Origin of the sequence: Caldovatus sediminis (genome assembly GCF_014644455.1) — a bacterium.
Taxonomy (GTDB): Bacteria; Pseudomonadota; Alphaproteobacteria; order Acetobacterales; family Acetobacteraceae; genus Caldovatus; species Caldovatus sediminis.
On the sequence record NZ_BMKS01000001.1, the window covers coordinates 403,494 to 427,408 of the forward strand.

At 76.3% G+C, this 23,915-nt stretch carries 24 protein-coding genes; 13 read left to right on the forward strand and 11 right to left on the reverse strand.

Annotated elements, in window-relative coordinates; genetic code table 11:
* Nucleotides 1-60: 60 nt before the first annotated feature.
* Both IEX99_RS01895 and IEX99_RS01900 read left to right on the forward strand, forming a co-directional pair.
* Entirely contained in the window at nt 61-1,080 is a 1,020-nt protein-coding gene (locus IEX99_RS01895) for an NADP-dependent oxidoreductase (protein ID WP_188897838.1), read from the forward strand.
* A 1-nt stretch (nt 1,081) separates the two neighbouring features.
* The gene (locus IEX99_RS01900; protein ID WP_188897841.1) at nt 1,082-1,945 is read left to right on the forward strand and encodes a hypothetical protein; all 864 of its coding nucleotides are present in this window, start codon (nt 1,082-1,084) and stop codon (nt 1,943-1,945) included.
* Here the strand turns inward: IEX99_RS01900 and IEX99_RS01905 are convergent.
* The 4 genes from IEX99_RS01905 to pdxH form a co-directional block, all read right to left on the reverse strand.
* A complete protein-coding gene (locus IEX99_RS01905) occupies nt 1,920-2,630 on the reverse strand; it encodes a pirin family protein (RefSeq protein WP_188897842.1) in 711 nt (236 codons plus the stop codon). The genes IEX99_RS01900 and IEX99_RS01905 overlap by 26 nt on opposite strands.
* A 242-nt stretch (nt 2,631-2,872) precedes the next feature.
* Nucleotides 2,873-3,751: a universal stress protein gene (locus tag IEX99_RS01910; RefSeq protein ID WP_188897844.1), complete on the reverse strand. Its 879-nt coding sequence runs from the start codon at nt 3,749-3,751 to the stop codon at nt 2,873-2,875.
* Nucleotides 3,752-3,823: 72 nt separating this feature from the next.
* Nucleotides 3,824-5,338: a bifunctional aminoglycoside phosphotransferase/ATP-binding protein gene (locus tag IEX99_RS01915; protein WP_188897847.1), complete on the reverse strand. Its 1,515-nt coding sequence runs from the start codon at nt 5,336-5,338 to the stop codon at nt 3,824-3,826.
* Nucleotides 5,335-5,961: a pyridoxamine 5'-phosphate oxidase gene (gene pdxH / locus IEX99_RS01920; protein ID WP_188897849.1), complete on the reverse strand. Its 627-nt coding sequence runs from the start codon at nt 5,959-5,961 to the stop codon at nt 5,335-5,337. Before pdxH ends, IEX99_RS01915 begins: the two co-directional genes overlap by 4 nt.
* A 117-nt stretch (nt 5,962-6,078) precedes the next feature.
* Between pdxH and fabI the strand changes: the two genes are divergently transcribed.
* The 4 genes from fabI (at nt 6,079) to IEX99_RS01940 (ending at nt 9,774) form a co-directional block, all read left to right on the forward strand.
* A complete protein-coding gene (gene fabI / locus IEX99_RS01925; RefSeq protein WP_229677744.1) occupies nt 6,079-6,924 on the forward strand; it encodes an enoyl-ACP reductase FabI in 846 nt (281 codons plus the stop codon).
* A gap of 35 nt (nt 6,925-6,959) precedes the next feature.
* Nucleotides 6,960-8,066: a chorismate synthase gene (gene aroC / locus IEX99_RS01930; protein WP_188897851.1), complete on the forward strand. Its 1,107-nt coding sequence runs from the start codon at nt 6,960-6,962 to the stop codon at nt 8,064-8,066.
* A gap of 98 nt (nt 8,067-8,164) precedes the next feature.
* Nucleotides 8,165-9,397, forward strand: a complete 1,233-nt coding sequence (locus IEX99_RS01935; protein WP_188897853.1) for a hypothetical protein — start codon at nt 8,165-8,167, stop codon at nt 9,395-9,397.
* A gap of 158 nt (nt 9,398-9,555) precedes the next feature.
* Nucleotides 9,556-9,774: a hypothetical protein gene (locus tag IEX99_RS01940; RefSeq protein WP_188897857.1), complete on the forward strand. Its 219-nt coding sequence runs from the start codon at nt 9,556-9,558 to the stop codon at nt 9,772-9,774.
* A 126-nt stretch (nt 9,775-9,900) separates the two neighbouring features.
* On the opposite strand, the gene IEX99_RS01945 is transcribed toward IEX99_RS01940, so the two are convergent.
* The 6 genes from IEX99_RS01945 to IEX99_RS01970 all read right to left on the reverse strand — a co-directional run bounded on the left by IEX99_RS01945 (nt 9,901) and on the right by IEX99_RS01970 (nt 15,134).
* The gene (locus tag IEX99_RS01945) at nt 9,901-10,665 is read right to left on the reverse strand and encodes a TlyA family RNA methyltransferase (protein ID WP_188897859.1); all 765 of its coding nucleotides are present in this window, start codon (nt 10,663-10,665) and stop codon (nt 9,901-9,903) included.
* Nucleotides 10,662-12,587, reverse strand: coding sequence for a 1-deoxy-D-xylulose-5-phosphate synthase (gene dxs / locus IEX99_RS01950; protein WP_188897861.1), 1,926 nt, complete (start codon nt 12,585-12,587; stop codon nt 10,662-10,664). The genes IEX99_RS01945 and dxs overlap by 4 nt, the downstream gene beginning before the upstream one ends.
* Before the next feature lie 4 nt (nt 12,588-12,591).
* On the reverse strand, nt 12,592-13,512 hold the full coding sequence (locus IEX99_RS01955; RefSeq protein ID WP_188897863.1) for a polyprenyl synthetase family protein: 921 nt from the start codon (nt 13,510-13,512) through the stop codon (nt 12,592-12,594).
* Between the two features lie 19 nt (nt 13,513-13,531).
* On the reverse strand, nt 13,532-13,798 hold the full coding sequence (locus IEX99_RS01960) for an exodeoxyribonuclease VII small subunit (RefSeq protein WP_188897865.1): 267 nt from the start codon (nt 13,796-13,798) through the stop codon (nt 13,532-13,534).
* A 131-nt stretch (nt 13,799-13,929) separates the two neighbouring features.
* Nucleotides 13,930-14,862 carry a histone deacetylase family protein gene (locus IEX99_RS01965; protein WP_188897867.1) on the reverse strand — a complete coding sequence of 311 codons (933 nt, stop codon included), beginning with the start codon at nt 14,860-14,862 and terminating at the stop codon, nt 13,930-13,932.
* Nucleotides 14,859-15,134 (reverse strand): sulfurtransferase TusA family protein, encoded by a 276-nt coding sequence (locus tag IEX99_RS01970; RefSeq protein WP_188897869.1) that lies wholly within the window; start codon nt 15,132-15,134, stop codon nt 14,859-14,861. The genes IEX99_RS01965 and IEX99_RS01970 overlap by 4 nt, the downstream gene beginning before the upstream one ends.
* A gap of 97 nt (nt 15,135-15,231) precedes the next feature.
* Between IEX99_RS01970 and IEX99_RS01975 the strand changes: the two genes are divergently transcribed.
* Nucleotides 15,232-16,140 (forward strand): ROK family protein, encoded by a 909-nt coding sequence (locus IEX99_RS01975; RefSeq protein ID WP_188897871.1) that lies wholly within the window; start codon nt 15,232-15,234, stop codon nt 16,138-16,140.
* Nucleotide 16,141: 1 nt separating this feature from the next.
* On the forward strand, nt 16,142-17,401 hold the full coding sequence (locus IEX99_RS01980) for a DNA polymerase IV (protein WP_188897873.1): 1,260 nt from the start codon (nt 16,142-16,144) through the stop codon (nt 17,399-17,401).
* A 73-nt stretch (nt 17,402-17,474) separates the two neighbouring features.
* Here the strand turns inward: IEX99_RS01980 and IEX99_RS01985 are convergent, their stop codons facing one another.
* Entirely contained in the window at nt 17,475-18,239 is a 765-nt protein-coding gene (locus IEX99_RS01985; RefSeq protein ID WP_188897875.1) for an HpcH/HpaI aldolase family protein, read from the reverse strand.
* 153 nt (nt 18,240-18,392) lie between these two features.
* Between IEX99_RS01985 and panC the strand changes: the two genes are divergently transcribed.
* The 5 genes from panC (at nt 18,393) to IEX99_RS02010 (ending at nt 23,726) form a co-directional block, all read left to right on the forward strand.
* A complete protein-coding gene (gene panC, locus IEX99_RS01990) occupies nt 18,393-19,256 on the forward strand; it encodes a pantoate--beta-alanine ligase (protein ID WP_188897877.1) in 864 nt (287 codons plus the stop codon).
* Nucleotides 19,257-19,327: 71 nt separating this feature from the next.
* The gene (locus IEX99_RS01995) at nt 19,328-20,113 is read left to right on the forward strand and encodes a uracil-DNA glycosylase family protein (protein ID WP_188897879.1); all 786 of its coding nucleotides are present in this window, start codon (nt 19,328-19,330) and stop codon (nt 20,111-20,113) included.
* Nucleotides 20,114-20,202: 89 nt separating this feature from the next.
* Nucleotides 20,203-21,072 (forward strand): dimethylarginine dimethylaminohydrolase family protein, encoded by an 870-nt coding sequence (locus tag IEX99_RS02000; protein WP_188897880.1) that lies wholly within the window; start codon nt 20,203-20,205, stop codon nt 21,070-21,072.
* Entirely contained in the window at nt 21,069-22,469 is a 1,401-nt protein-coding gene (locus IEX99_RS02005; RefSeq protein WP_188897883.1) for an FAD-binding oxidoreductase, read from the forward strand. The genes IEX99_RS02000 and IEX99_RS02005 overlap by 4 nt, the downstream gene beginning before the upstream one ends.
* Nucleotides 22,470-22,478: 9 nt before the next feature.
* The gene (locus tag IEX99_RS02010) at nt 22,479-23,726 is read left to right on the forward strand and encodes an MFS transporter (RefSeq protein ID WP_188897885.1); all 1,248 of its coding nucleotides are present in this window, start codon (nt 22,479-22,481) and stop codon (nt 23,724-23,726) included.
* Nucleotides 23,727-23,915 lie beyond the last annotated feature (189 nt).

The window sequence follows — 23,915 nt, forward strand, 5'->3', positions numbered from 1 at the left end:
GCGGGGCGCACGGGGCGATCCTGCCGGCCGACCGTCCGTCGCGACCAGGGAGCCCGTGCCATGGCCGAAACCAACCTCCAGGTCCTGCTGCGCCGCCGCCCGGTCGGCGCGCCCACGCCCGAGGATTTCGAGATCGTCGAGACGCCCCCGCCCGCGCCCGGCGAGGGCGAGGTGCTGGTGCGGGCGCGCTACCTCTCGCTCGACCCTTACATGCGCGGCCGGATGTCCGACGCCCCGTCCTACGCCAAGCCGGTCGCGATCGGCGCGGTGATGGAGGGGCGCACGGCGGGCGAGGTCGTCGCCTCGCGCGATCCGCGCTTCAAGCCCGGCGATCTGGTGGCCGGCGGCTACGGCTGGCAGCGCTATTCGGCGGTGAGCGGCGAGCGCCTGATCAAGGTGGACGAGGCGGAGGCGCCGCTCTCCGCCTGGCTCGGCGTGCTGGGGATGCCGGGGCTGACCGCCTGGGTCGGACTCGAGGACATCGGCCAGCCGAAGCCGGGCGAGACGGTGGTGGTGAGCGCGGCCTCGGGCGCGGTCGGCCAGGTCGCCGGGCAGATCGCCAGGATCCGCGGCTGCAAGGTGATCGGCATCGCCGGCGGTCCGGCGAAGTGCGACTTCGTGGTGCGGGAGCTCGGCCTCGACGCCTGCCTCGACCACCGCGGCGACCTTCCCGCGCAGCTCGACGCCGCCTGCCCGGAGGGGATCGACGTCTATTGGGAGAACGTGGGCGGCCCGGTGCAGGCGGCGGTGTTCCCGCGGCTGCGCGACTTCGCCCGGATGGTGATGTGCGGCATGATCGCGCAGTACAACGAGGCGCCGGGCGCCGACGCGGCGGGCGCGCCGCCGGGGCCGAACCTCGGGCCGGTGGTGAGGAAGCGCCTGCGCATCCAGGGCTTCATCGTCAGCGACACGGGCTGGCCGCGCTATCCGCGGTTCCGCGCCGAGATGCTGGGCTGGATGCGGGAGGGGCGGATGAAGTGGCGCGAGGACGTGGTGGAAGGATTGCGCAACGCGCCGGCGGCGTTCATCGGGCTGCTCAAGGGGCAGAATTTCGGCAAGCTGGTGGTGAAGGTGGACTGACGTGGCCGCCGGCGGCGCGGCGCCGGGCCGGAGCCGCGCGGCGGGGGTGACGGAGGAGGACGCGGCGCTCGCCGCTGCGCTGGCGGGCCATCGCGTGCTGCTCGCCTACGGGCTGCTGGGCGAGGTGGTGGCGGCGCTGCGGCCGATCGGGCTCGACTACATGGGCGAGCAGGCCGACTGGCTGCGCCACGGCCTCGGCCTGCCGGCGGTCGCGGTGGCGCGGCTGCCCTCCGCGGCGCCGGTGGCCGACAACGCCGCCCTCCTGCGCGGGGTGCTGCTCGGCGATCCGCGCCCGGCCGTCCTGGTCGCGCACAGCAAGGGCGGGCTGGAGGCCCTCGCGGCCCTGCTCGATGCGGAGGCCGCGGCGCGCTGCCGCGGCTTCCTCGCCCTGCAGTCGCCCTTCTTCGGCTCCCCGATCGCGGATGCGGTATGCGGAGTGTGGCCGGTGTTCGGAGCCGCGGACCAGGTGCTGCGGCTGCTGCGCATCGGCTCCGGCGAGGGGGTGCGCGACCTGACCACCGCGAGGCGCGCCGCCTGGATGCGCCGGCATGCGGCGGCAGTGGCCGAGGCCGCCCGGCGCCTGCCGGTGCTGTGCGCCGCCACCGTGCTGGACGAGGCGGCGCGCGGCCCGGACCGCATCTACCTGCCGCTGGCGCGCTGGATGGCGCGCCAGGGCGCCGGACCGAGCGACGGCCTGGTGCCGCTCGCCTCGGCCCTGCTGCCCGGCGTGCCCTCGGTGGTGCTGTGCGGCGGGCACCGCGCGCTGGTCAGCCGGGCTTCGGGACACGATCCGGTGGCCGCGCTGCGCCGGCTGCTGCGGCAGCTCCTCGGGCTCGCCCCTACCCGGCCGCCGTCTCCACCATGACCAGCTCGGCGTCCTCCCGCGCGGCGATCGCGATCTCCGCCTCGTCGCGGATCGCGACGCCGTCGCGGGCGGTGGCGGCGACGCCGTTCACCGCCACCGCCCCGGTCGCGGGCACGAGGTAGGCGACGCGGCCGGCGGCGAGGGGATGGCGCAAGGTCTGGCCGGCCCTGAGCGTCGCCGCCAGCACCGCCGCGTCGGCGTGGATCGGCAGCGCGGCGGTGCCGGCGTCCTGCGGCCGGCCGCCGGCGAGCACCGCGAGGCGCGCCTCGCGGCCGGCCCGCGGGAAGCGCCGCGCGCCCCAACCCGGGCGGGCGCCGCGGCGGTCGGGCAGGATCCAGATCTGGAAGATCCGCGTCGTGACGGGCTCCAGGTTGTATTCGCTGTGGACGATGCCGGTGCCGGCGGACATGACCTGGACGTCGCCGGCCGCGGTGCGGCCCTCGTTGCCCAGGTCGTCGCGGTGGGTGATGGCGCCCTCGCGGACGTAGGTGACGATCTCCATGTCGCGGTGCGGGTGGGGATCGAAGCCGGCGCCCGGCGCGATCTCGTCGTCGTTCCAGACGCGGAGGCGGCCCCAGCCCATGCGGGCCGGGTCGCGGTAGTGGGCGAAGGCGAAGTGGTGCCGCGCCTTCAGCCAGCCGTGATCGGCGCCGCCGAGGGTGGCGAAGGGTCGGATCTCGATCATGGTGCGCGCTCCCGAACGCGCGCGGCCTCGGCCTCCGCCGGCCGCGCGCCCTTCCGCGCTCCGAGATGGCGGCGACGCCGCGCCCCCGCCATGCAGCCGGGGCGATGGTGGCCATCACGGCAGGAAATGCCCGAAGCCCGCCGCCCCCCGCAGGCGCGGAGGCCGGCGCGCCCCGGGCGCGGATCGCCGGCCCGCGCGAGGCCGGACCCGAATCGTCCGGACGCGGCCGGGGCGATCCGGGCCTAGCGGCACATCTGCACGGGCAGGTCGGCGTTCTCCAGCACGTGCCGGGTCACGCCGCCCAGGATGAGCTGGCGCAGCCGCGAGTGGCTGTAGGCGCCCATCACCAGCAGGTCGGCGCCGAAGTCGCGCGCCGCGCCGAGCAGCCCGGCGCCCACCTCGCGCGTCTGCGGCTTGAACAGCACCGCCTCGGCCTCGATCTCGTGCCAGCGCAGATAGGCCTGGATGCCCTCGGCGCTCGGGCCGCGGCGCTGGTACTCGTCGGCGTAGAGGATGCGCACCTTCTCGGCGCGGTGCAGCCACGGCAGCGCCGCCGCGACCGCCGCGGCGCTCTCCGCCGTGCCGTTCCAGGCGACGCAGACCCGGGTGCCGATCGAGGCCGGCGCGGTGCGCGGGGCGATCAGCACCGGGCGGCCGGAATCGAACAGCACCGCGTGCAGCGCGTCGGAGGAGGAGACGTCCTCGTCCGCCTCCGGATGCGGCACCACGGCGAGGTCGTAGAGGCGCGACTGCTGGGCGACGATGTCCTCCTCCCGCCCCGCGATCGAGGCGAAGGAGAGGGTCGGGCCCTCGTGCTTCCGCGCGGCCTCCGCGCTCTCGGCCAGCGCCACGTCGCCGTGGGTGTGGGCGAAGCGCTCGAACAGCGCGCGCACGCGCGCGGCGCGCTCGCCGCTCTCGCGCTCGGTCGCGGCCATCATCTCCTCGATCATGGCGCCGGAGAGGCCCTCGCCGGCGAGCGGGGCGACGTCGCGGGCGTCCACGCGCACGTGCAGGCAGTGCAGATGGGCGTTCCAGATCCGCGCCACCATCAGCGCGGTGGTGAGCGCCGCCTCGCCGGCGGCGGTGCTGGTCAGCGGCAGCAGAATGCGGCGATAGGCCATGGCCGCGTCTCCTTCGGTCGAACTTCGTCTCCCTGGCGAATCCTAGCACGGACCCGCGGGCGGGGGGCGAGATCAATGCACGCCCAGCACGGACCGCGCCAGCGGCACGGGATCGCCGGAGGCGTCCACCCGCCGCCAGGCGATCGGGCCGGGATCGGTCCGCGCCGCCCGCTCCAGCACCGCCGCCGTGGCGTCGGAGGCGTCGTGGCGCCGCGCCCCGATCCGCCGGCGCAGGACCTCGAGCGGCGCCTCCAGCCAGAGCCCGTCGAAGCGGGCGCCGGCGGCGCGCGCGACGGCCTCGATCCCCGCCCGGTTGGCGGGATCGAGGAACACCGCGTCGGCGATCACCGCATGACCGGCGCGGACGGCCGTCCCGGCGGCGGCGAAGAGCTCGGCATGCACCGCGGCGCTCACCGGCTCGGCGTAGGCCTCCGGCGGCAGGCGCCGCTCGGGCGGCACGCCGAAGCGGCGCTTGCGGATCTCGTCGGTGCGCAGGATCACGGCGCCCGGTGCCGGGCCGAGGGCGGGGGCGAGGGCGCGGGCGAGGCGGCTCTTGCCGGTGCCCTGCAGGCCGCCGATGGCGACCACGCGCGCCTCGGCCGGCCGCAGGAAGCCCTCGGCCGCGTCGAGGTAGGAGGCGGCGTCGGCGGCGCCGCGCGTCGCCTCGACATGGGCACGGATCATCGCGCGCAGCGAGAGCCAGAGCGGCAGCGGGGCGAGCAGGCCGTAATCGGCGCTGCGCGCGAGCAGCCGGTTCAGCACGCGGTTCGCCGCCGCGCGCCCGCCGAGGCCGCGGCGCCACTCCTCCTCCGCCTCCCCCGCCACGGCCCGCGCCTCGAGGTCCATCAGGAGGAAGGCGAGGTCGTAGCCGACGTCGATCCGCGCCAGGGATTCGTCGAATTCCAGCGCGTCGAAGGGCGTCGGCTTGCCGTCCCAGAGGCAGAGGTTGCCGAGATGGAGGTCGCCGTGGCAGCGGCGCACCCGCCCCTCCGCCGCCCGCGCCGCGAGCAGCGGGGCGAGGCGGTGCAGCGCCGCCTCGGCCGCCGCCGCCCAGGCCGCGACGCGCGGCGCCGGCAGGCCGGCGGCCAGCGCGGCGGCGCGGTTGCCCTCCAGCACCTGGCGCATCGCCCCCGGCGCGTCGGGCTCGGCGACGCGTTCCGCCGCCTCGTGCATCGCCGCGACCGCGTCGGCGAGGGCGTCGAGCAGCGCCGGCGTCAGGCCGCCGCGCGCGGCGATGCGGTCGAGGAAGGCGTCCTCCGGGATGCGGGCCATGCGCAGCACCCACTCCACCGCCGCGGCCGGCTCGCCGCCGAGGCGGAGCGCGCCGTCCGGGCCGCGGGTGAGCGGCAGGACCTCGCGGTAGATGGCCGGGGCGGTGCGGCGGTTCAGCTCCAGCTCGCGCCGGCAGAAGCGCTCCCGCGCGGCGAGGCTGGTGAAGTCGAGGAAGCCGAGCGCGACCGCCTTCTTGAGCTTGAACGCCTCGTCGCGGCCGACGAAGACGGCGGAGATGTGGGTCTCGACCGGCGCCGCCCCCGTCAGCCGCGCGAGCAGCGCCGCCGCCTCGGCCTGGGGGGCGGGGACGGTCACGGGTAGAGCAGCTCCACCCGCCAGCCGCCGCCCGCCTCGTCCCGGCGGAACAGGCGGCGCTCGTGCAGGCGGAAGGGCATGCCGCGCCAGAACTCGATGCGCTCGGGCAGGACGCGGAAGCCGGACCAGAAGGGCGGGCGGGGCACCTCGCCGAGGCCGAAGCGCAGCGTGTGCTCGGCGACGCGCTTCTCCAGCGCCCAACGGCCCTCGAGCGGGCGGGATTGCGCGCTGGCCCAGGCGCCGATGCGCGAGCCGCGCGTGCGCGAGGCGAAGTAGGCGTCCGCCTCGGCGTCGGAGACGCGCTCGACCGGGCCCTCCACGCGCACGCTGCGCTCCAGCGACTTCCAGTGGAAGCAGAGCGCGGCGTGGGGGTTGGCGGCGAGCTCGCGCCCCTTGCGGCTCTCGAGATTGGTGTAGAAGACGAAGCCGCGCGCGTCCACGCCCTTGAGCAGCACCATGCGCGCCGAGGGCCGCCCCTCCGGCGTGGCGGTGGCGAGGCAGACCGCCTCGGGATCGTTCGGCTCGCTCCGGCGCGCCTCGGCGAGCCAGGACTCGAACAGCGCGATCGGGTTCTCGGCGGTCGCGGCGGTGGCGGTCGGATCGGCGGCGGAGTCGGCGCACATCCTCGGCGACCTCGTGGTGGTTGGCGGGCCGGCGGGCCGGGCCCCCTTGCCCGGGCGGCGGGTGTGTGCCACCACGGACCGGCACTCGCAACCAACAACGCCGCCGGTCACAGTCCGATGCCTGACGCCACGCCCGCCAAGTCCGACGTCGCCACAGGGACGCTGATGGCGGGCCGGCGCGGCCTGGTCATGGGCGTGGCGAACGACCGCTCGATCGCCTGGGGCATCGCGCGGGCCTGCGCCGCGCAGGGCGCGGAGATCGCCTTCACCTACCAGGGCGAGGCGCTGGAGAAGCGCGTGCGGCCGCTGGCCGAGAGCGTCGGCTCCCGCCTGGTGCTGCCCTGCGACGTGACCGACGACCCGAGCGTGGACGCGGTGTTCGAGACGCTGGCGGCGGAGTGGGGGTCGCTCGACTTCCTCGTCCATGCCATCGCCTGGTCGGACAAGGACCAGCTCAAGGGCCACTACGTGGACACGACGCGGGAGAACTTCCTGCGCACCCTCGACATCTCCTGCTACTCCTTCACCGCGCTCTGCCGCCGCGCGGCGGCGCTGATGCCGAACGGGGGCTCGCTGCTGACGCTGACCTATCTCGGCGCCGAGCGCGTGATGCCGCACTACAACGTCATGGGCGTGGCCAAGGCGGCGCTCGAGGCCTCGGTGCGCTACCTCGCCGCGGACCTCGGCGGGCGGGGGATCCGGGTGAACGCGATCAGCGCCGGCCCGATCAAGACCCTGGCGGCGAGCGGGATCGGCGACTTCCGCTACATCCTGAAGTGGAACCAGTACAACTCGCCGCTCAAGCGCAACGTGACCATCGAGGAGGTGGGCGGCGCGGGCGTGTACCTGCTCTCCGACCTCGGCGCGGGCGTGACGGGCGAGGTGCACCACGTGGACTGCGGCTACCACGTGGTCGGGATGAAGGCGGTGGACGCGCCGGACATCACGGTGGTGAAGGACTGAGGCGCGCCCGCCCGGGCGGGCGGAGGCTCCAGGCCATGTCCCACAACAGCTTCGGCCACCTGTTCCGCGTCACCACCTGGGGCGAGAGCCACGGGCCCGCCATCGGCGGCGTCGTGGACGGCTGCCCGCCGCGCATCCCGCTCGCCGAGGCCGACATCCAGCCCTTCCTCGACCGCCGCCGCCCCGGCCGGTCGAAATTCGTCACCCAGCGGCAGGAGCCGGACCAGGTCCGCATCCTCTCCGGCGTGTTCGAGGGCCTCACCACCGGCACGCCGATCAGCCTACTGATCGAGAACCAGGACCAGCGCTCGCGCGACTACGGCGAGATCAGGGACCGGTTCCGCCCCGGCCACGCCGACCTGACCTACCACCTGAAGTACGGCGTGCGCGACTACCGCGGCGGCGGCCGTGCCTCGGCGCGCGAGACGGCGGTGCGCGTCGCCGCCGGCGCCATCGCGCGCAAGGTGCTCGGCGAGGGCGTGACCATCCGCGGCGCCCTCGTCGCCATGGGCGGCGACGCCGTGGACCGCGCCAACTGGGACTGGGCCGCCGTCGAGGAGAACGCCTTCTTCTGCCCCGACCGCGCCGCCGCCGCGCGCTGGGAGGAGCGGCTGCTCGCCGCGCGCAAGGCCGGCTCCTCGCTCGGCGCCGTGGTCGAGATCGTGGCCGAGGGCGTGCCGGTCGGCCTCGGCGCGCCGGTCTACGGCAAGCTCGACGCCGAGATCGCCGCGGCGCTGATGTCCATCAACGCGGTCAAGGGCGTGGAGATCGGCGAGGGCTTCGCCGCCGCCGCCCTCAGCGGCGAGGAGAACGCCGACGAGATGCGCATGGGCCCGGACGGGCGCGTGCGCTTCCTCTCCAACCGCGCCGGGGGGATCCTCGGCGGCATCTCCACGGGCCAGCCGATCGTGGCGCGCTTCGCGGTCAAGCCCACCTCCTCGATCCTGGCGCCGCGCCGCGCGGTGGACCGCTTCGGGGAGGAGGTGGAGGTCGTGACCAGGGGCCGGCACGACCCCTGCGTCGGCATCCGCGCCGTGCCGGTGGGCGAGGCCATGCTCGCCTGCGTCCTCGCCGACCACCTGCTGCGCCACCGGGCGCAGAACCCCGACGCACCCGCCGAGGCCCGGCTGCCGCGGAATTGAGGGGCGGGCCTCCCGCGCCCGACCCGGCGCGGTTCTTGACTCGGTCCGGCCGGGTCGGCTTAGGCAGGTCCCAGCGAGAACGCGGGACGAGCCGAGCCATGTCCGTCGCCGATCCGCGGCCCGACCCGGCCGCGTTGCCGGCCTTCGCCGCGCTGGCGGGGGAGAGGCGCTGGGCCGCCCGGCTCTCCGAGCTTGCCCGCCGCGTGCAGCCTCCCTCCGGCGGGACCTGGCGCGGCCGGGCGGCGCAGCGCCGGCACGCGCTGGAGCTCGCGCTCGCGCGCCTCGGCGACGACCCGCGCGCCCTCGCCCGCGCGGGCCGCGGCGAGCGGCGGCTGCTCGCGATCGCCGCCGAGGCGGTGCGCCTTGCCGATACCCTCCCGGCGCGCGGGCGCGCCCGGCTGCGGGAGCGCCTGGCCGCCGGCCTCGAGGGCGAGGCGACCCTGGTGCCCCTGTTCCACCTGCTGCGCAGCGCCGCGCGCTACCGCGCCCGCGGCTTCACCGTGGAATTCCCGGGCCTCACCGAGGGCGCCGCCTTCGACCTGCTGATCCGCCGCGCCGGGGCCGAGGCGGCGGTCGCCTGCGAGACCTTCTCCGCCGAGGAGGGGCGCTCGCTCCACCGCGGCGACTGGTACGCGCTGGTGGACCGCGTCCATCCCGAGCTGCAGACCTGGCTGGCCGCGCATCCGGGCCGCTACGTCCTCAAGATGACCCTGCCCGAGGGCCTCGGCGGGCCGGACCGGCTGGCGGAGCTGCACCGGCGCATCAGCCAGCTCCTGGCCGCGCAGGAGCGGCAGGACTCCAGCGCCGACGCGGTGCTCAAGCTCGATCCGCTGGTGCTGGCGGGCGCCCAGGCGGCGGGCCAGGGGAGGCTGCTGCCGGAACGGCTGCGCGCCCAGTTCGGCCCCGAGGCGCACCTCGCCGTGACCGCCGACCCCTCGGGCGGCAGCGTCTTCGTCATGGCGGCGCGGGCAGGCCGGGACGACGCGATCGCCGGCGCGTTCGGCCGGCGCCTCGCGGAGGCGGCGGAGACGCGCCTCGGCGAGGCGGCGGGCGGGCGGCCGGGCATCCTCGCGGTCTTCGTCGAGGACGTGGACCGCGCGGAGTGGCGCGCGCTGCGCGAGAGCCTGGAGCTGGAGGGGGCGGCGCGGCGCTTCCTCACCACCGCGGCGGCGCGACCGGTGGTCGCGGTCACCTGCTGCTCGCGGATGGAGCTGCTCGGGCTGGAGGCGCCGGACGCGGCGCCGGAGGGGGAGCTGCGCTTCCGCAACCCGGCGCATCCGGCGGCGAAGCAGCCGGGTGGCCTGGCGCCGGCGATCGAGCCCCTGCCGTAGCGCGGCCGCGCGGGGCCGCCAGTCGGGCCTGGCGGTCCGCCACCGGACCGACACGAAGGCGCTCCGGCCGCGCCACGCAACCGGCTGCTTTCCGCCACGTTCCTCGGGTTGATTGCGTGCGGCGGGCCGATCCGGCGCCGCCCCGAGGACCCGCCCCGATGACCGAGCTGGAGTTCGAGAGCAAACTTGCCGAGCTCGACCGGTTGCTGAACGACCCGGAGGTGCAGATGGACCCGCACCGCATCTGGTCGTTGCTGGCCGAGCTGAGCGCCCACGAGTTGCGCGGACGGCCGGCGAGGGTCGCCGCGAGGGGACCGGGCGCGATGGCGGGCGCGGCCGCATCGGCGGCCGCGGCGCGCGGCGTGGCGCAGGGTTAGGGCGGATCGCGGACGGCGGCTACGGCCGCGAGCGCGAATCGCTCGGCAACCGACGGGCGAGGGCCGGCGCCGTGGACGCGGCCCAGCCGAGGGGCGCTTCGGCACGCGCCCCCGCGTGACCGGCACTCAGGGCGCCGGTGCGGCCGATCCCTCGCGCCGCGCGGCGATCAGGAACTCGCGGTTCCCCTCCGGCCCCAGGATCGGGCTGGGGGTGATGCCGATCACCCGCCAGCCCGGCAGGCTCGACCACCAGGCCTCGATGGCGGCGCAGACCGCGGCGTGGACCGCGGGGTCGCGCACCACGCCGCCCTTGCCCACGGCCTCCGGCCCGGCCTCGAATTGCGGCTTGATCAGCGCCACCGCCCAGGCGCCGGGGGCGCAGAGGGCGAGCGGCGCCGGCAGGATCGTGCGCAGGCCGATGAAGCTCGCGTCGCAGGTCAGCGCGCCGACCGGCTCCGGCACCTCGGCGGCGCTGAGGTAGCGGGCGTTGGTCCGCTCCAGCACCACCACCCGCGGGTCGTTGCGCAGCGACCAGGCGAGCTGGCCGTGCCCGACGTCCACGGCATAGACCCGCGCCGCCCCCTGGCGCAGCAGCACGTCGGTGAAGCCGCCGGTCGAGGCGCCGATGTCGAGGCAGACGCGCCCCTCCGGCGAGAGGCCGAAATGCGCCAGGGCATGGGCGAGCTTCACCCCGCCGCGCGACACCCAGGGGTGGTCCTGCCCGCGCAGCTCGAGCGGCGCGTCCTCGCGCACCGCCTCGCCGGGCTTCTCCACCCGGCGTCCGCCGGAGAACACCCTCCCGGCGAGGATCAGCGCCTGGGCGCGGGCGCGGCTCTCGGCGAGGCCGCGCTCGACGAGCGCCTGGTCGGCGCGGCGCCTCGGCGCCTTCAAGCCCGCGCCGGCCGCGCCGCCGCCGACTCGTCCCGGCCGAGCGCGCCGAGCGCCGCGGCGACGATGTGCGGCGCGTTGAGCCCGGCCTCGTCGTACTGCCGGCGCGGCGTGTCGTGGTCGATGAAGCGGTCGGGCAGGCAGAGGGTGCGGATCTTCAGCCCCTGGTCGAGCATCCCGCGCGCGGCGAGGTGCTGCAGCACGATCGCGCCGAAGCCGAGCATGGCGCCCTCCTCGATCGTGATCAGCACCTCGTGCTCGCGCGCCAGGCGCTCGACCAGCGCGGCATCGAGCGGCTTGGCGAAGCGGGCGTCGGCGACGGTGCAGGAGAGGCCGCGCGCGGCGAGCTCCTCGGCGGCCTTCAGGCACTCGCCGAGCCGCGCGCCGTAGGAGAGCAGCGCGATCGCCGTGCCCTCGCGCAGCACGCGGCCCTTGCCGATCTCGAGCACGCTGCCGCGCGCCGGCACCGGCACCCCCACCCCCTCGCCGCGCGGGTAGCGGAAGGCGCTGGGCCGGTCGTCGATCGCCGCCGCGGTGGCGACCATGTGGGCGAGCTCGGCCTCGTCGGCCGCGGCCATCAGCACCATGCCCGGCAGGCAGCCGAGATAGGCGATGTCGTAGGCGCCGGCGTGCGTCGCGCCGTCGGCGCCGACCAGCCCGGCGCGGTCCATGGCGAAGCGCACCGGCAGCGACTGCAGCGCCACGTCGTGCACCACCTGGTCGTAGGCGCGCTGGAGGAAGGTGGAGTAGATGGCGCAGAAGGGCTTCATCCCCTCGGTCGCCATGCCGGCGGCGAAGGTGACGGCGTGCTGCTCGGCGATGCCGACGTCGAAGGTGCGCTTCGGGAACCGCTTCGCGAACAGGTCGAGCCCGGTGCCGGAGGGCATGGCGGCGGTGATGGCGACGATGCGCTCGTCGGCCTCGGCCTCGGCGATCAGGGCGTTGGCGAACACCTTGGTGTAGCTCGGCGGGCCGGGCGGGGCCTTGGCCTGCTCGCCGGTGATGACGTTGAACTTGGCGACGCCGTGGTACTTGTCGGCGCTCTGCTCCGCCGGCGGGTAGCCCTTGCCCTTCTGCGTCACGACGTGCAGCAGGACCGGCCCGTACTCGTCCGCCTCGCGCAGGTTGCGCAGCACGGGGAGCAGGTGGTCGAGGTCGTGCCCGTCGATCGGCCCGACGTAGTAGAAGCCCAGCTCCTCGAACAGCGTCCCCCCGGTGAGCAGGCCGCGGGCGTACTCGTCGGCGCGCTTGGCGGCGCGCTCGAGCGGCGCCGGGAAGCGACGGGCGAGGCGCGCCATCAGGTCGCGCATCGAGAGGAACGGGCGCGAGGAGATCAGCCGCGACAGGTAGGCCGACATGGCGCCGACGGGAGGCGCGATGGACATGTCGTTGTCGTTGAGGATGACGATCAGCTTCGCCCGGATCGCCCCGGCGTTGTTCATCGCCTCGTAGGCCATGCCGGCGCTCATCGCCCCGTCGCCGATGACGCAGACGACGTGCCGGTCCTCGCCCTTGAGGTCGCGCGCCACCGCCATGCCGAGGCCGGCGGAGATGGAGGTGGAGGAGTGCGCCGCGCCGAACGGGTCGTACTCGCTCTCGCTGCGGCGGGTGAAGCCGGAGAGGCCGCCGCCCTGGCGCAGCGTGCGGATGCGGTCGCGCCGGCCGGTGAGGATCTTGTGCGGATAGGCCTGGTGCCCGACGTCCCAGATCAGCCGGTCGCGCGGCGTGTCGAACACCGCGTGGACCGCGACCGTCAGCTCGACGACGCCGAGCGAGGCGCCGAGGTGCCCGCCCGTGGTGCTCACCACGTCGATCGTCTCGGCCCGCAGCTCGTCCGCCACCTGACGCAGCTGCGCGGCGGAGAGGTTGCGCAGGTCCGCAGGCGCGCGGATGCGGTCGAGCAGCGGGGTCGCCGGGCGGGTCATCCGGTCAGTTCCTCCGATGGATGGCATAGGCGGCGAGCGCGCGCAGCAGGTCCGCGCGCTCGCCCAGGGCGTCGAGGTGCCGCCGCGCCTGCTCGGCGAGGCGCTCGGCCTGCGCGCGGGCGCGCGCCTCGCCGAGCAGGCCGACCAGGGTGGCCTTGCCGGCACCGGCGTCCTTGCCGGTGCGCTTGCCGATCTCCTCCGCCGTCGCGGTCGCGTCGAGCAGGTCGTCGGCGATCTGGAAGGCGGCGCCGAGCTCGCGCCCGTAGGCGGCGAGGGCGTGGCGGAGCGGCCCCGGCGCCTTGCCGAGGATCGCCCCGGCCTCGGCGGCGAACTCGATCAGCTTGCCGGTCTTGAGGAGCTGCAGCCGGCCGATCGCCGCCTCGTCGAGCGGCGCGGCGCGCTCCTCGGCCAGCATGTCGAGCATCTGGCCGCCGCACATGCCGCGCGGCCCCGCGGCGCGGGAGAGGCAGCGCACCAGCTCGGCGCGCACCGCCGGGTCGGCGTGGGTGTCCTCCTCGGCGAGCACGGTGAAGGCGTGGGCCTGCAGGGCGTCGCCGGCGAGGATCGCGGTGGCCTCGTCGAAGGCCCGGTGGCAGGTGGGCTTGCCGCGGCGCAGGTCGTCGTCGTCCATCGCCGGCAGGTCGTCGTGCACCAGCGAGTAGGCGTGCACCATCTCGATCGCCGCGGCGACGCGCAGCGCCGAGGCGCGGGCGACGCCGAACTGGCGCGCGCCCTCGAGGACGAGGAAGCCGCGCAGCCGCTTGCCGCCGCCCATCGCGGCGTAGCGCATCGCCTCGAGCAGCCGCGCCTCGTCGCCCGCGGCCGGCGGCAGCAGCGCGTCGAGCGCCTGCTCGATCTCCGCCGCCGCCTCGGCGAGCGCGGCGCGGAGGGCGACCTGCCTCGCCTCGCCCCGGATGGCGTCCATCGCGCGCGTGCTCCTGCCGCTACTCGACCTCGCGCAGGGTCGGGCCGGCGGACCCCTCGACGATCGCCTGCACCTTCTGCTCCGCCTCGGCGAGCTTGCGCTCGCAGTGCCGGCGCAGCGCGGCGCCGCGCTCATAGGCCTCGATCGACTCCTCGAGCCGGCGCTGGCCGGATTCCAGGCTCTTGACGATGGTCTCCAGCTCGGCCAGCGCCTCCTCGAAGGACAGGGCGGCGATGTCCGGCGGGTCCTGCGGCGGCACGGCGGGGCTTGCGGGCGGCTCCTGCATCCGAATCTCCAGGCTCGGCCGTCAGGATACCGGGATCGGCCGGCCGCGGCCAAGGCGCGCGGCATAGCGCGGCCGCGTCGATCGGTCATCAGGCGGGGCCGCCGGCCTGGCCGCCCGCGCGCCCGGGCCGCTCAGGCCCGCAGCAGCGTCCGCAGGTGGGCGGCGGCGGAAGCCCCCAGCGCCTCGAGGTCGTAGCCGCCCTCCAGCAGCGAGACCACGCGCCCGCGGCAATGCCGCTCCGCCACGGCGCACAGCTCGGCCGTCAGCCAGGCGAAATCCGCCTCGCGCACCCTGAGCTGCGCCAGCGGGTCGCGCGCATGGGCGTCGAAGCCGGCGGAGACGACCAGCAGCCCCGGCGCGAACGCGTCGAGCGCAGGGAGGATCCGCTCGCGCCAGGCGGCGCGGAAGGCCTCGCCGTCCGCGCCCGGCGGCAGCGTGGCGTTGACGACGTTGCCCGCCACGCCCCGCTCGCGGGGATCGCCGGTGCCGGGATAGAGCGGCCATTGGTGCGAGGAGCCGTAGAACAGGGTCGCGTCGGTCTCGGCCACCGCCTGGGTGCCGTTGCCGTGATGGACGTCGAAATCCACCACCGCCGCGCGGGCGATGCCGTGCGCCGCCTGGGCGTGGCGCGCGGCGACGGCGGCGTTGGAGAACAGGCAGAAGCCCATCGGGCGCGCCGGCTCCGCGTGGTGGCCCGGCGGGCGGACGGCGCAGAAGGCGCGGCGCGCCTGCCCCCCCATCACCGCGTCCACCGCCGCGCAGGCGGCGCCGGCGGCGCGCAGCGCGGCCTCGGCCGAGCCCCAGGACATCAGCGTGTCGGCGTCGAGCGCGACGCGGTCGTCCGGCTCGGGCCGGATGGCGAGGATGGCCTCGACGTAGTTGCGCGGATGCACGCGGCAGAGCTGCTCGACCGTGGCGCGCGGCGCCTCGCCGCGGATGACCCCGGAGAACTCCTCCGCGTCGAGGGCGCGCAGCACCGCGCGCAGCCGGTCCGGGCATTCCGGGTGGTAGGGGCCGGGGTCGTGGTCGAGGCAGGCGCGATGGGTCAGCAGCAGCACGCTCACGGCGGCGTTTCCCGGCCGGGGGAGGGCGGCGCCGACGGCTCCTCGCCGCGCCGGCGCAGGGTGAAGCGATAGACGCCTCCGGCATCCTCGCTGAACGCGACGAGGGCGTGGCCGGTCTCCCGGCAGAAGGCCTGGAAGTCCTTCACGCTGGCGGGATCGGTGGCGAGCACGACGAGGCGGGCCCCGGGCGCCAGGCCGCGCAGCGCCCTGTTGGCCTTGAGGACGGGCAGCGGGCAGGAGAGGCCCCGCAGGTCGAGGAGGGTTTCGGACATGGCGCGGCGGACTCCAACACCGGGGCGGGGCGGCGTCCAGCCTTCCGGCGGCGTCGCGGCCCTTGCCGAGGCGCGCGCCGGCCCGCACCCTGCCGCCATGCGGCGCTTCAGAATCGGCATCGACCTGGGCGGGACCAAGACCGAGATCGCCGTGCTCGGCCCAGCGGGCGAGGTCCTGCTGCGCCGCCGCGCGCCGACCCCGCCGACCTACGAAGGCGTGATCGAGCGGATCGCCGCGATGGTCGAGGCGGCGGAGCGCGAGCTCGGCGCCGCGCCGGGCGAGGCGAGCGTGGGCATCGGCATCCCGGGCAGCCTCAGCCCGGCGACCGGCCTGGTCCGCAACGCCAACACGGTCGCCCTGAACGGCAAGCCCCTGGCCGAGGACCTGGAGGCGCGGCTCGGCCGGCCCTTGCGCTTCTCCAACGACGCCAACTGCATGGCGATGAGCGAGGCGACGGACGGCGCGGGGGCGGGCTACGGGACGGTGTTCGCGGTGATCCTCGGCACCGGCGTGGGCGGCGGGATCGTGGTGAACGGGCGGCTGCTGGAGGGCCCGAACCGCGTCGCCGGCGAATGGGGCCACACCCCCCTGCCCTGGATGACGCCGGAGGAATTCCCGGGGCGCCGCTGCTGGTGCGGGCGGCTCGGCTGCATCGAGACCTTCGTCAGCGGCCCGGCCCTGGCCATGGAGTGCGACGGGCCGGACGCGCGGGACGCGACCGGCGTGCCCGCGCGCGCGGCCGCCGGCGACGCGCGGGCGGCGGCGGCGCTGGAGCGCCACGCGGACCGGCTGGCGCGGGCGCTCGCGGGCATCGTGAACATCCTCGACCCGGACGTGATCGTGCTCGCCGGCGGGGTGTCCAACATGAGGCACCTCTACGAGCGGGTGCCGGCGCTGATGGCGCCGCACGTCTTCAGCGACGTGGTGCGCACGCCGGTCCTGCAGGCCCGGCACGGCGATTCGAGCGGCGTGTTCGGCGCGGCGCGGCTGTGGGATTCGACGTGAGATGGCCACCCTCTGCCGCGACTGCCTGAGGGTCACGGCGGAGGACCTCGCGGCCTGCCCCTCCTGCGGCTCGCACCGCCTGGTGCGGCACCCGGAGCTGCTGCGCCTGACGGTGGCGCATGTGGACTGCGACGCCTTCTACGCCGCGATCGAGAAGCGCGACCGGCCGGAGCTGCTGGCCCGGCCGGTGATCGTGGGCGGGATGAGGCGCGGCGTGGTCGCGGCCTGCTGCTACGTCGCGCGCACCCGCGGCGTGCGCTCCGCCATGCCGATGTTCCAGGCGCTGCGCGCCTGCCCGGACGCGGTGGTGATCCGCCCCGACATGGCGAAGTACGCGGCCGAGGGCCGGCGCATCCGCACGCTGATGGAGGCGCTGACGCCGCTCGTCCAGCCGCTCTCGATCGACGAGGCGGTGATGGACCTCGCCGGCACGGAGGCGCTGCACGGCGCGCCGCCGGCCGCGGTGCTGGCGCGCTTCGCGCTGCGGGTGGAGCGCGAGGTCGGCGTCACGGTCTCGATCGGCCTGGCGCCGAACCGGCTGCTCGCCAAGATCGCGGCGGAACGCGACAAGCCGCGCGGCTTCGCCGTGATCGGCAGGGCGGAGGCGGCGGCGCTGCTGGCGCCGGAGCCGGCGACGCTGCTGCCCGGCGTCGGCCCGGTGCTGGCGCGGCGGCTGGCGGCGGCGGGGGTGACGCGGCTCGGCCAGCTCCAGGCGCTGTCGGACAGGGAGGCCCTCGCCCGCTTCGGCGAGGAGGGGCCGGGCCTGGCGGCGCGCGCCCGCGGCGAGGATCCGCGGCCGGTGCGCCCGGAGCGCGAGGCCAGGAGCATCAGCGCCGAGACCACCTTCGAGCGCGACCTGCGCGAGGCGGCGGAGCTGGAGCGGCCGCTCTGGCACCTGTGCGAGAAGCTGGCCCGCCGGCTGGGGGAGAAGGGGCTGGCCGCGGGCGGCGTCGTCCTGAAGCTCAAGACCGCGGGCTTCGCGCTGCGCACGCGCCACGCCCGCCTGCCCGCGCCGACGCGACTGCCGGAGACGCTGTTCGAGGCGGCGCAGCCCCTGCTGCGGAAGGAGGCGGACGGGACGGCCTTCCGCCTGGTCGGCATCGGCGCCCAGCCGCTGGCGCCGGCGGCGGAGGCGGACCGCGGCGACCTCGCCGACCCGGAGGCGCCGCGGCGCGCGGCGCGCTGGGCGGCGGTGGAGGCGCTGCGGGCGAGGTTCGGCGAGGGCGCCGTGGTGCGGGGGCGCGGGCTGCGGACCCGCTGAGGGGCGCGGACCGCGCCGGACCGCGCGAGGCGGCGGGGCCGGGCGGGATGCCTCCCGCCCTTCCCGCCCGCGCTCAGCCGCCGCGCGCCTCCTTCACCGCCGCGCGCGCCGCGTTGACCATCAGCCCGACGTCGTTGGCGATCGTCACCAGCCTGAAGCCCATCTTGATCATGCGGTGCGCGTAGGCCGCCGTGCCGTTGTGCAGGCCGGCGGCGATGCCGCGCTTCGCCGTCTCCTTCAGCAGCCGCTCGTAGATGCGCAGCACCTCCGGCTCCTCGCGGTCGAGCTTCGGCGCGAGGCCGAGCGACAGGCCGAGGTCCGAGGGGCCGACATAGATCGCGTCGATGCCCGGCACGTCGAGGATCGCCTCCAGGTTGTCGAGCGCCTGCTGCGTCTCGATCATCGGGATGACGAGGACCTCGTCGTTGGCGGTCGCCTGGTAGCTGGTCGCCTCGCCGTAGAGGGCGGCGCGGATCGGGCCGTTGCTGCGCGTCCCCTGCGGCGGGTACTTGCAGTACTGCACCAGGGCGCGCGCCTCGGCCGCGGTGTTCACCATCGGGCAGATGATGCCGTAGGCGCCGGCGTCGAGCACCTTGCCGATGATGCCGGGCTCGTTCCAGGGCACGCGCACCATCGGCACCAGGCCGGGCACGCGCTGCATGCCCTGGAAGCAGGCGACGCAGGAGAGGTAGTCCTGCACGCCGTGCTGCATGTCCACGGTCACGCTGTCCCAGCCGGCCTGGGCGTACATCTCGGCGCTGAAGGCGCTGGGGATGGCGAGCCACCCGTTGACCACGGCCTGGCCGGCCTTCCAGGCGTCCTTGACCTTGTTCGGCATCGCTTCCCCCGGGGATGGACATCGGCCGGGACGCTAGAGCACGGCCGCCCCGGCTTGCAAAGCCCCGCCTCCGCACGGCCGGGCCGCGGGACGCCTTGCCGGCGGACGCCGGGCGGGGAATCTAGCCCCGCACGGCGGAGGCGACGGCTCACCATGCGGATTGCCCGGGATCTCGACTCGCTGCGGCGGGAGGCGGCGGCGCTGCGCGCGGCGGCAGGCGGCGGCGCCCTGGCGCTGGTGCCGACCATGGGGGCGCTGCACGCCGGGCACCTGGCGCTGGTCGCGGCGGCGCGGCGGGCGGCGCCCGTCGTCGCCGTCTCGATCTTCGTCAATCCCCTCCAGTTCGGACCGCACGAGGACCTCGCCACCTATCCGCGCGACGAGGAGGGCGACCTCGCGAAGCTGCGCGGGGCGGGATGCGACCTCGTCTGGCTGCCGAGCGTGGAGGCGATGTACCCGCCCGGCTCGGTCACCGTCGTCGAGGTCGCGGGGCCGCCGGCCGAGGGCTTCGAGGGCGCGCACCGCCCCGGCCACTTCCGCGGCGTCGCGACGGTCTGCGCCAAGCTGTTCCTGCAGACCGGCGCCGAGGTCGCGCTGTTCGGCGAGAAGGACTGGCAGCAGCTCCAGGTGGTGCGGCGGATGGTGCGCGACCTCGACCTGCCGGTGCGGATCGAGCCGGTGCCGACGGTGCGCGAGGCGGACGGCCTGGCGCTCTCCTCGCGCAACCGCTTCCTCACGGCCGAGGAGCGGGCGCGGGCGCCGCTCCTCGCCGCCTCGCTGCGCGAGGCCGCGGCGGCGCTGGCGGCGGGCGGGCCGGCGGCGCCGGTGCTGGCCGAGGCGACCGCGGCGCTGGCCGCGGCCGGCTTCGCCGTGGACTACTTCGCCCTGGTCGAGGCGGAGTCGCTGCGGCCGATCGAGGCGCTGGGCGACCGGCCGGCGCGGCTGGTCGCGGCGGCGCGACTCGGCCGCGTGCGGCTGCTCGACAACATCGGCGTCCCGCCGCCGGAGGGCCGCTGAGCGCGGCGTCCGGCCCGGAGGCGCCCTCGGCGGCGACCGCTTCCCCCATCCGACCGCAGGACGAGCCCAGGATGCCCGACCCGACGCCGGTCGCCGCCGCGCTGCTCGGTGCGGCGCGCGCGCTCTCCGACGCCCTCGCCCCGATCGGGTTCGCGCCCCCGGTCGCGCATGTGTACGACCCCCACCGCTACGCCTGGGCGCCCTACGAGGAGTACGTCACGCGCTACGGCGCGACGCGCAAGCGCGTGGTGCTGCTCGGCATGAATCCGGGCCCGTTCGGCATGATGCAGACGGGCGTGCCCTTCGGCGAGGTCGCCGCGGTGCGCGACTGGATGGGCATCCGCGCCCCGGTCGCGCGGCCGGAGCGCCAGCACCCCAGGCGGCCCGTCGAGGGCTTCGCCTGCGCCCGCTCGGAGGTGAGCGGGCGAAGGCTGTGGGGCTGGGCGGCGGCGCGCTTCGGGACGGCGGAGGCGTTCTTCGCGGAGTGGTTCGTGCTCAACTACTGCCCGCTCGTCTTCCTCGAGCCGTCGGGGCGCAACCTCACGCCGGACCGGCTGCCGGCGGACGCGCTCCGGGCGGTGCAGCAGGCCTGCGATCGCCACCTCGCCGCGGCGCTGGCGGCGCTGGCGCCGCAATGGGCGATCGGCATCGGCGGCTTCGCCGAGCGGCGGCTGCGCGCGGTGCTGGCGGGCGACCAGGCCGGGCCGGGGCGCGCGCGGGCGGTCAGCATCGGGCAGATCCTGCATCCGAGCCCGGCCAGCCCGGCCGCCAACCGCGGCTGGGCAGAGGCGGTGGACGCGACCTTCGCGGCGCTCGGCATCGAGGCCCGGCCGCGGCACGGCGCGCCCGCCCGCTGACGCCGCCGGCCCGCGCCGGCACCGCGGCGCGCCCGCTCCGCCCCCCGCGCTGGACGACGGGCGCCGCGCGGCCCACCCTGCGGACCGCCATGCCGAACTGGACCGTCGCCTCCGAGACCGGGCGGCTCGCCGAGGTGCTGGTCTGTCCGCCGGACCACTACCGGTGGCTTCCGACCAACGCCGTCGCCCGCCGCAGCCTGGGGGCCGGCCGCCAGCCCGGGCGCGCCGCCCTCGCCGCGCAGCACGCGGAGCTGTGCGACGCGCTGGCGCGGGCGGGCGCCACGGTGCACCGGCTGCCGCCGCAGCCGCACCTGCCCTACATGGCCTATACGCGCGATCCGGTGGTGGTGACGCATCGCGGGCCCGTGCTCTGCCAGCTCGAGCGCCCGCAGCGGCGCGGCGAGTACGCGCATCACCTGGAATGGCACCAGGCCCAGGGCTCGGCGATGTGGCGCCTGTCCTCCGCCGGCACTCTGGAGGGGGGCGACGTGCACATCCTCCGGCCCGGCCTCGCCGTGGTCGGCGCCTCCGGCGGGCGCACGGACCGCGCCGGCGCGGAACAGTTCGCGGGCTGGCTGCGCGCGGAGGGCTGGGAGGTGCGGATCGAGCCCTTCGACGAGCACTTCCTCCACCTCGACCTGCTCTTCTGCATGGCCGCGCCCGGCCTCGCCGTCGCCTGCACCGAGGCGCTGCCGGACGATTTCCTCGCCTGGCTGCGCGCGCGGGCGATCCGCGTCCTGCCCACCACCTACCGCGAGGCGATGGCGCTCGCCGGCAACATCCTTTCCCTCGGCGCCGGCCGCGTGGTATCGGCCCGCGCCAGCGCCCGCCTCAACGCCGCGCTGCGCGCCGAGGGGCTCGAGGTCCTCGACCCCGACCTCTCGCTGTTCGCCGCGGGCGGCGGCGGCCCGCACTGCCTGACCTGCCCGCTGCGGCGGGAGGAGCCCGACGCCGGATGAGCACCGCCACTGCCGCCCTTCGCCCCGCCGACGCCGTGATCCCCGCGCTGCGCGCGCTGCTCGGCGAGCGCCTCTCCACCGGCGCCGCCGTGCGCGAGCAGCACAGCCGCGGCGAGGACACCACCACGCCCCACCTGCCCGACGCGGTCGCCTTCGCCGCGACGACGGAGGAGGTGAGCCGCATCCTCGCCCTCTGCCACCAGCACGGCGTGCCGGTCGTCCCCTTCGGCGCCGGCACCTCGCTCGAGGGCCATGTCACGCCGGTGCGCGGCGGCATCTCGCTCGACCTCTCGCGCATGACGGCGGTGCTGGAGGTCAACGCCGAGGACATGGACTGCCTGGTCGAGCCCGGCGTGACGCGCCAGCAGCTCAACGATTTCCTGCGCGACCGGGGGCTGTTCTTCCCGGTGGATCCCGGGAGCCACTGCACCATCGGCGGCATGTGCGCGACGCGCGCCTCCGGCACCAACGCCGTGCGCTACGGCACCATGCGCGAGAACGTGCTCGGCCTCGAGGTGGTGCTCGCCGACGGGCGCGTGATCACGACCGGCGGACGCACGCGCAAGGCGGCGAACGGCTACGACCTGACGCGGCTGTTCATCGGCTCGGAGGGCACGCTCGGCGTCATCACCAAGGTCCGGCTGCGCCTGCACGGCATCCCTGAGGCGATGAGCGCCGCGGTCTGCCAGTTCCCCACCCTGGCGGCGGCGGTCGGGACGGTGATCGCGACCATGCAGTCCGGCATCCCCGTCGCGCGGATCGAGATCCTCGACGAGGTGCAGATGGCCGCCTGCATCCGCCACTCGAGGCTCGAGGGCTTCCGGACGCTGCCGACCCTGTTCCTGGAGTTCCACGGCACGCCGGCGGGGGTGAAGGAGCAGGCGGAGGCGGTCGAGGCGATCGCCGCCGAGGCGGGCGGCACCGGCTTCGCCTGGGCGACCGACGCGGAGAGCCGCAACCGCCTCTGGCAGGCGCGCCACGACGCCTACTGGGCGGCGATCGCGCTCCGCCCCGGCGCGCGCAGCGTCACCACCGACATCTGCGTGCCGATCTCGCGCCTCGCCGAGGCGCTGCTCGGCGCCAAGCGGGACATCGAGGAGTCCGGCCTGGTGGCGCCGATCGTCGGCCATGTCGGCGACGGCAACTTCCACACCTGCATCGTCGTCAACCCCGACGACCCGGCGGAGATCGAGCGCGCCTGGGCGCTCGACCGGAAGATCGTCGCGCGGGCGCTCGACCTCGGCGGCACCTGCTCGGGCGAGCACGGCGTCGGCCTCGGCAAGCGCGAGTTCCTCGAGCGGGAGCACGGGCCGGAGGCGCTCGCCGTGATGCGCGGCCTCAAGGCGACGCTCGACCCGAAGGGCATCCTCAACCCGGGCAAGATGTTCCGGAACTGAGCGCGCGGCATGGGCCTCCCTGCAGCGGCGGCCGCCGCCGGGCCCGCCTCGCGCGCCCTGGCCCTCGCCATCGTCGTGCTCGCGCTCGGCCATGTGTTCTCGAACGCGGTGCGGACCCTGCCCGCGGTGGCGGCGGACGTGCTGCAGCGCGACCTCGGCATCGCCGCGGACGAGCTCGGCGCCATCACCGGGATCTTCCCCCTCGCCTTCGCCGCGACGATGGTGCCGGTCGGCGTGGCACTCGACCGCTACGGGGTGAAGCCGGTCGCGCTGGTCCTCCTCGCGGTCTCGACGGCGGGGGCGGCGCTGGCCGCGGTGGCGCCGGGGCCGCTCGGCATGGCGCTGGCGCAGGCCGTGCTCGGCGTCGGGTGCAGCGGGATGCTCATGTGCCCGATGACCTACGCCGGGAAGACGCTGAGCCCCGCCCGCTTCGGCCTGTGGTCCGGGCTGATCACGACGATCGGCAACACCGGCATGCTACTCTCGGCGAGCCCCCTCGCCTGGCTGGTCGAGGCGAGCGGCTGGCGCGCCGGCTACTGGTCGGCCGCGGGCTTCGCCGCGCTGGCCGCCTTCCTCATCGCCCTGATCGTGCGCGAGGCGCCACCGCCGCGGCGCGATCCCCGACACACGGTGTGGGCCGATGCGCGGGAGGTGGTCGCGCTCGGCCTGTCGCGCCGGCTGCGCGCGCCGATGGTGCTGGCGCTGGCGAGCTTCGCCGCGGTGCTCGGCGTGCGCGGACTGTGGGGCGGGCCGTGGCTCATGGAGGTGAAAGGGATGCCCCGCATCCCGGCGGGCAACCTGCTGCTCGCCTGCACCGTCGCGATGACGGTGGGGCCTGCCCTGGCCGGCTGGGTGGCGCGGCGGTCGGGCGGGCGGGAGCGGGCGCTGCTCGCCGGCGGGCACCTCGCCGCCGCGGGGCTGCTCGTGCTGCTGCTGGCGGGCGGCCCGGGGGGGCCGTTCGGGCCGTTTCCGCCGGCGCTCGACGGGGCGCTGCTGGTCGGCTTCGGCCTCGCCATCGGCTCGCAGGTCCTCGCCTTCCCGATGGTGCGCGCGGCGGTGGCGCCGGAGCAGACGGGGCGCGCGCTCTCGGCCATGAACATCGCCTACTTCGGCGGGGCGGCCGCGCTGCAGGCGATCTCCGGCGCGGCCGCGGCCTCGGGCGGGATCGGGGCGGCGATCGCGAGCTTCGTCCTCGCCCTCGTGCTGTGCACCGCGGCCTTCCTGCTGCTGTCGCGCCGCGGCGGGGGGCGCCGATGAGCCGCGGCCTCCCGCGCGCCCTGGACGATGTGGGCGGTGCCCCCGCCGCGCGACCCGCAGGCACGCGGCGGCGACGCCGCGCAGCCGGCCGCGCGGCGATCTGGTGAAGTCGGCGCCCCTCGGCTATGAGGGACGGCTGCCGGCGTTCCGGGCGGTCCGGCTCCGCGCCCCGCCCGGCCCGTGCGAGGG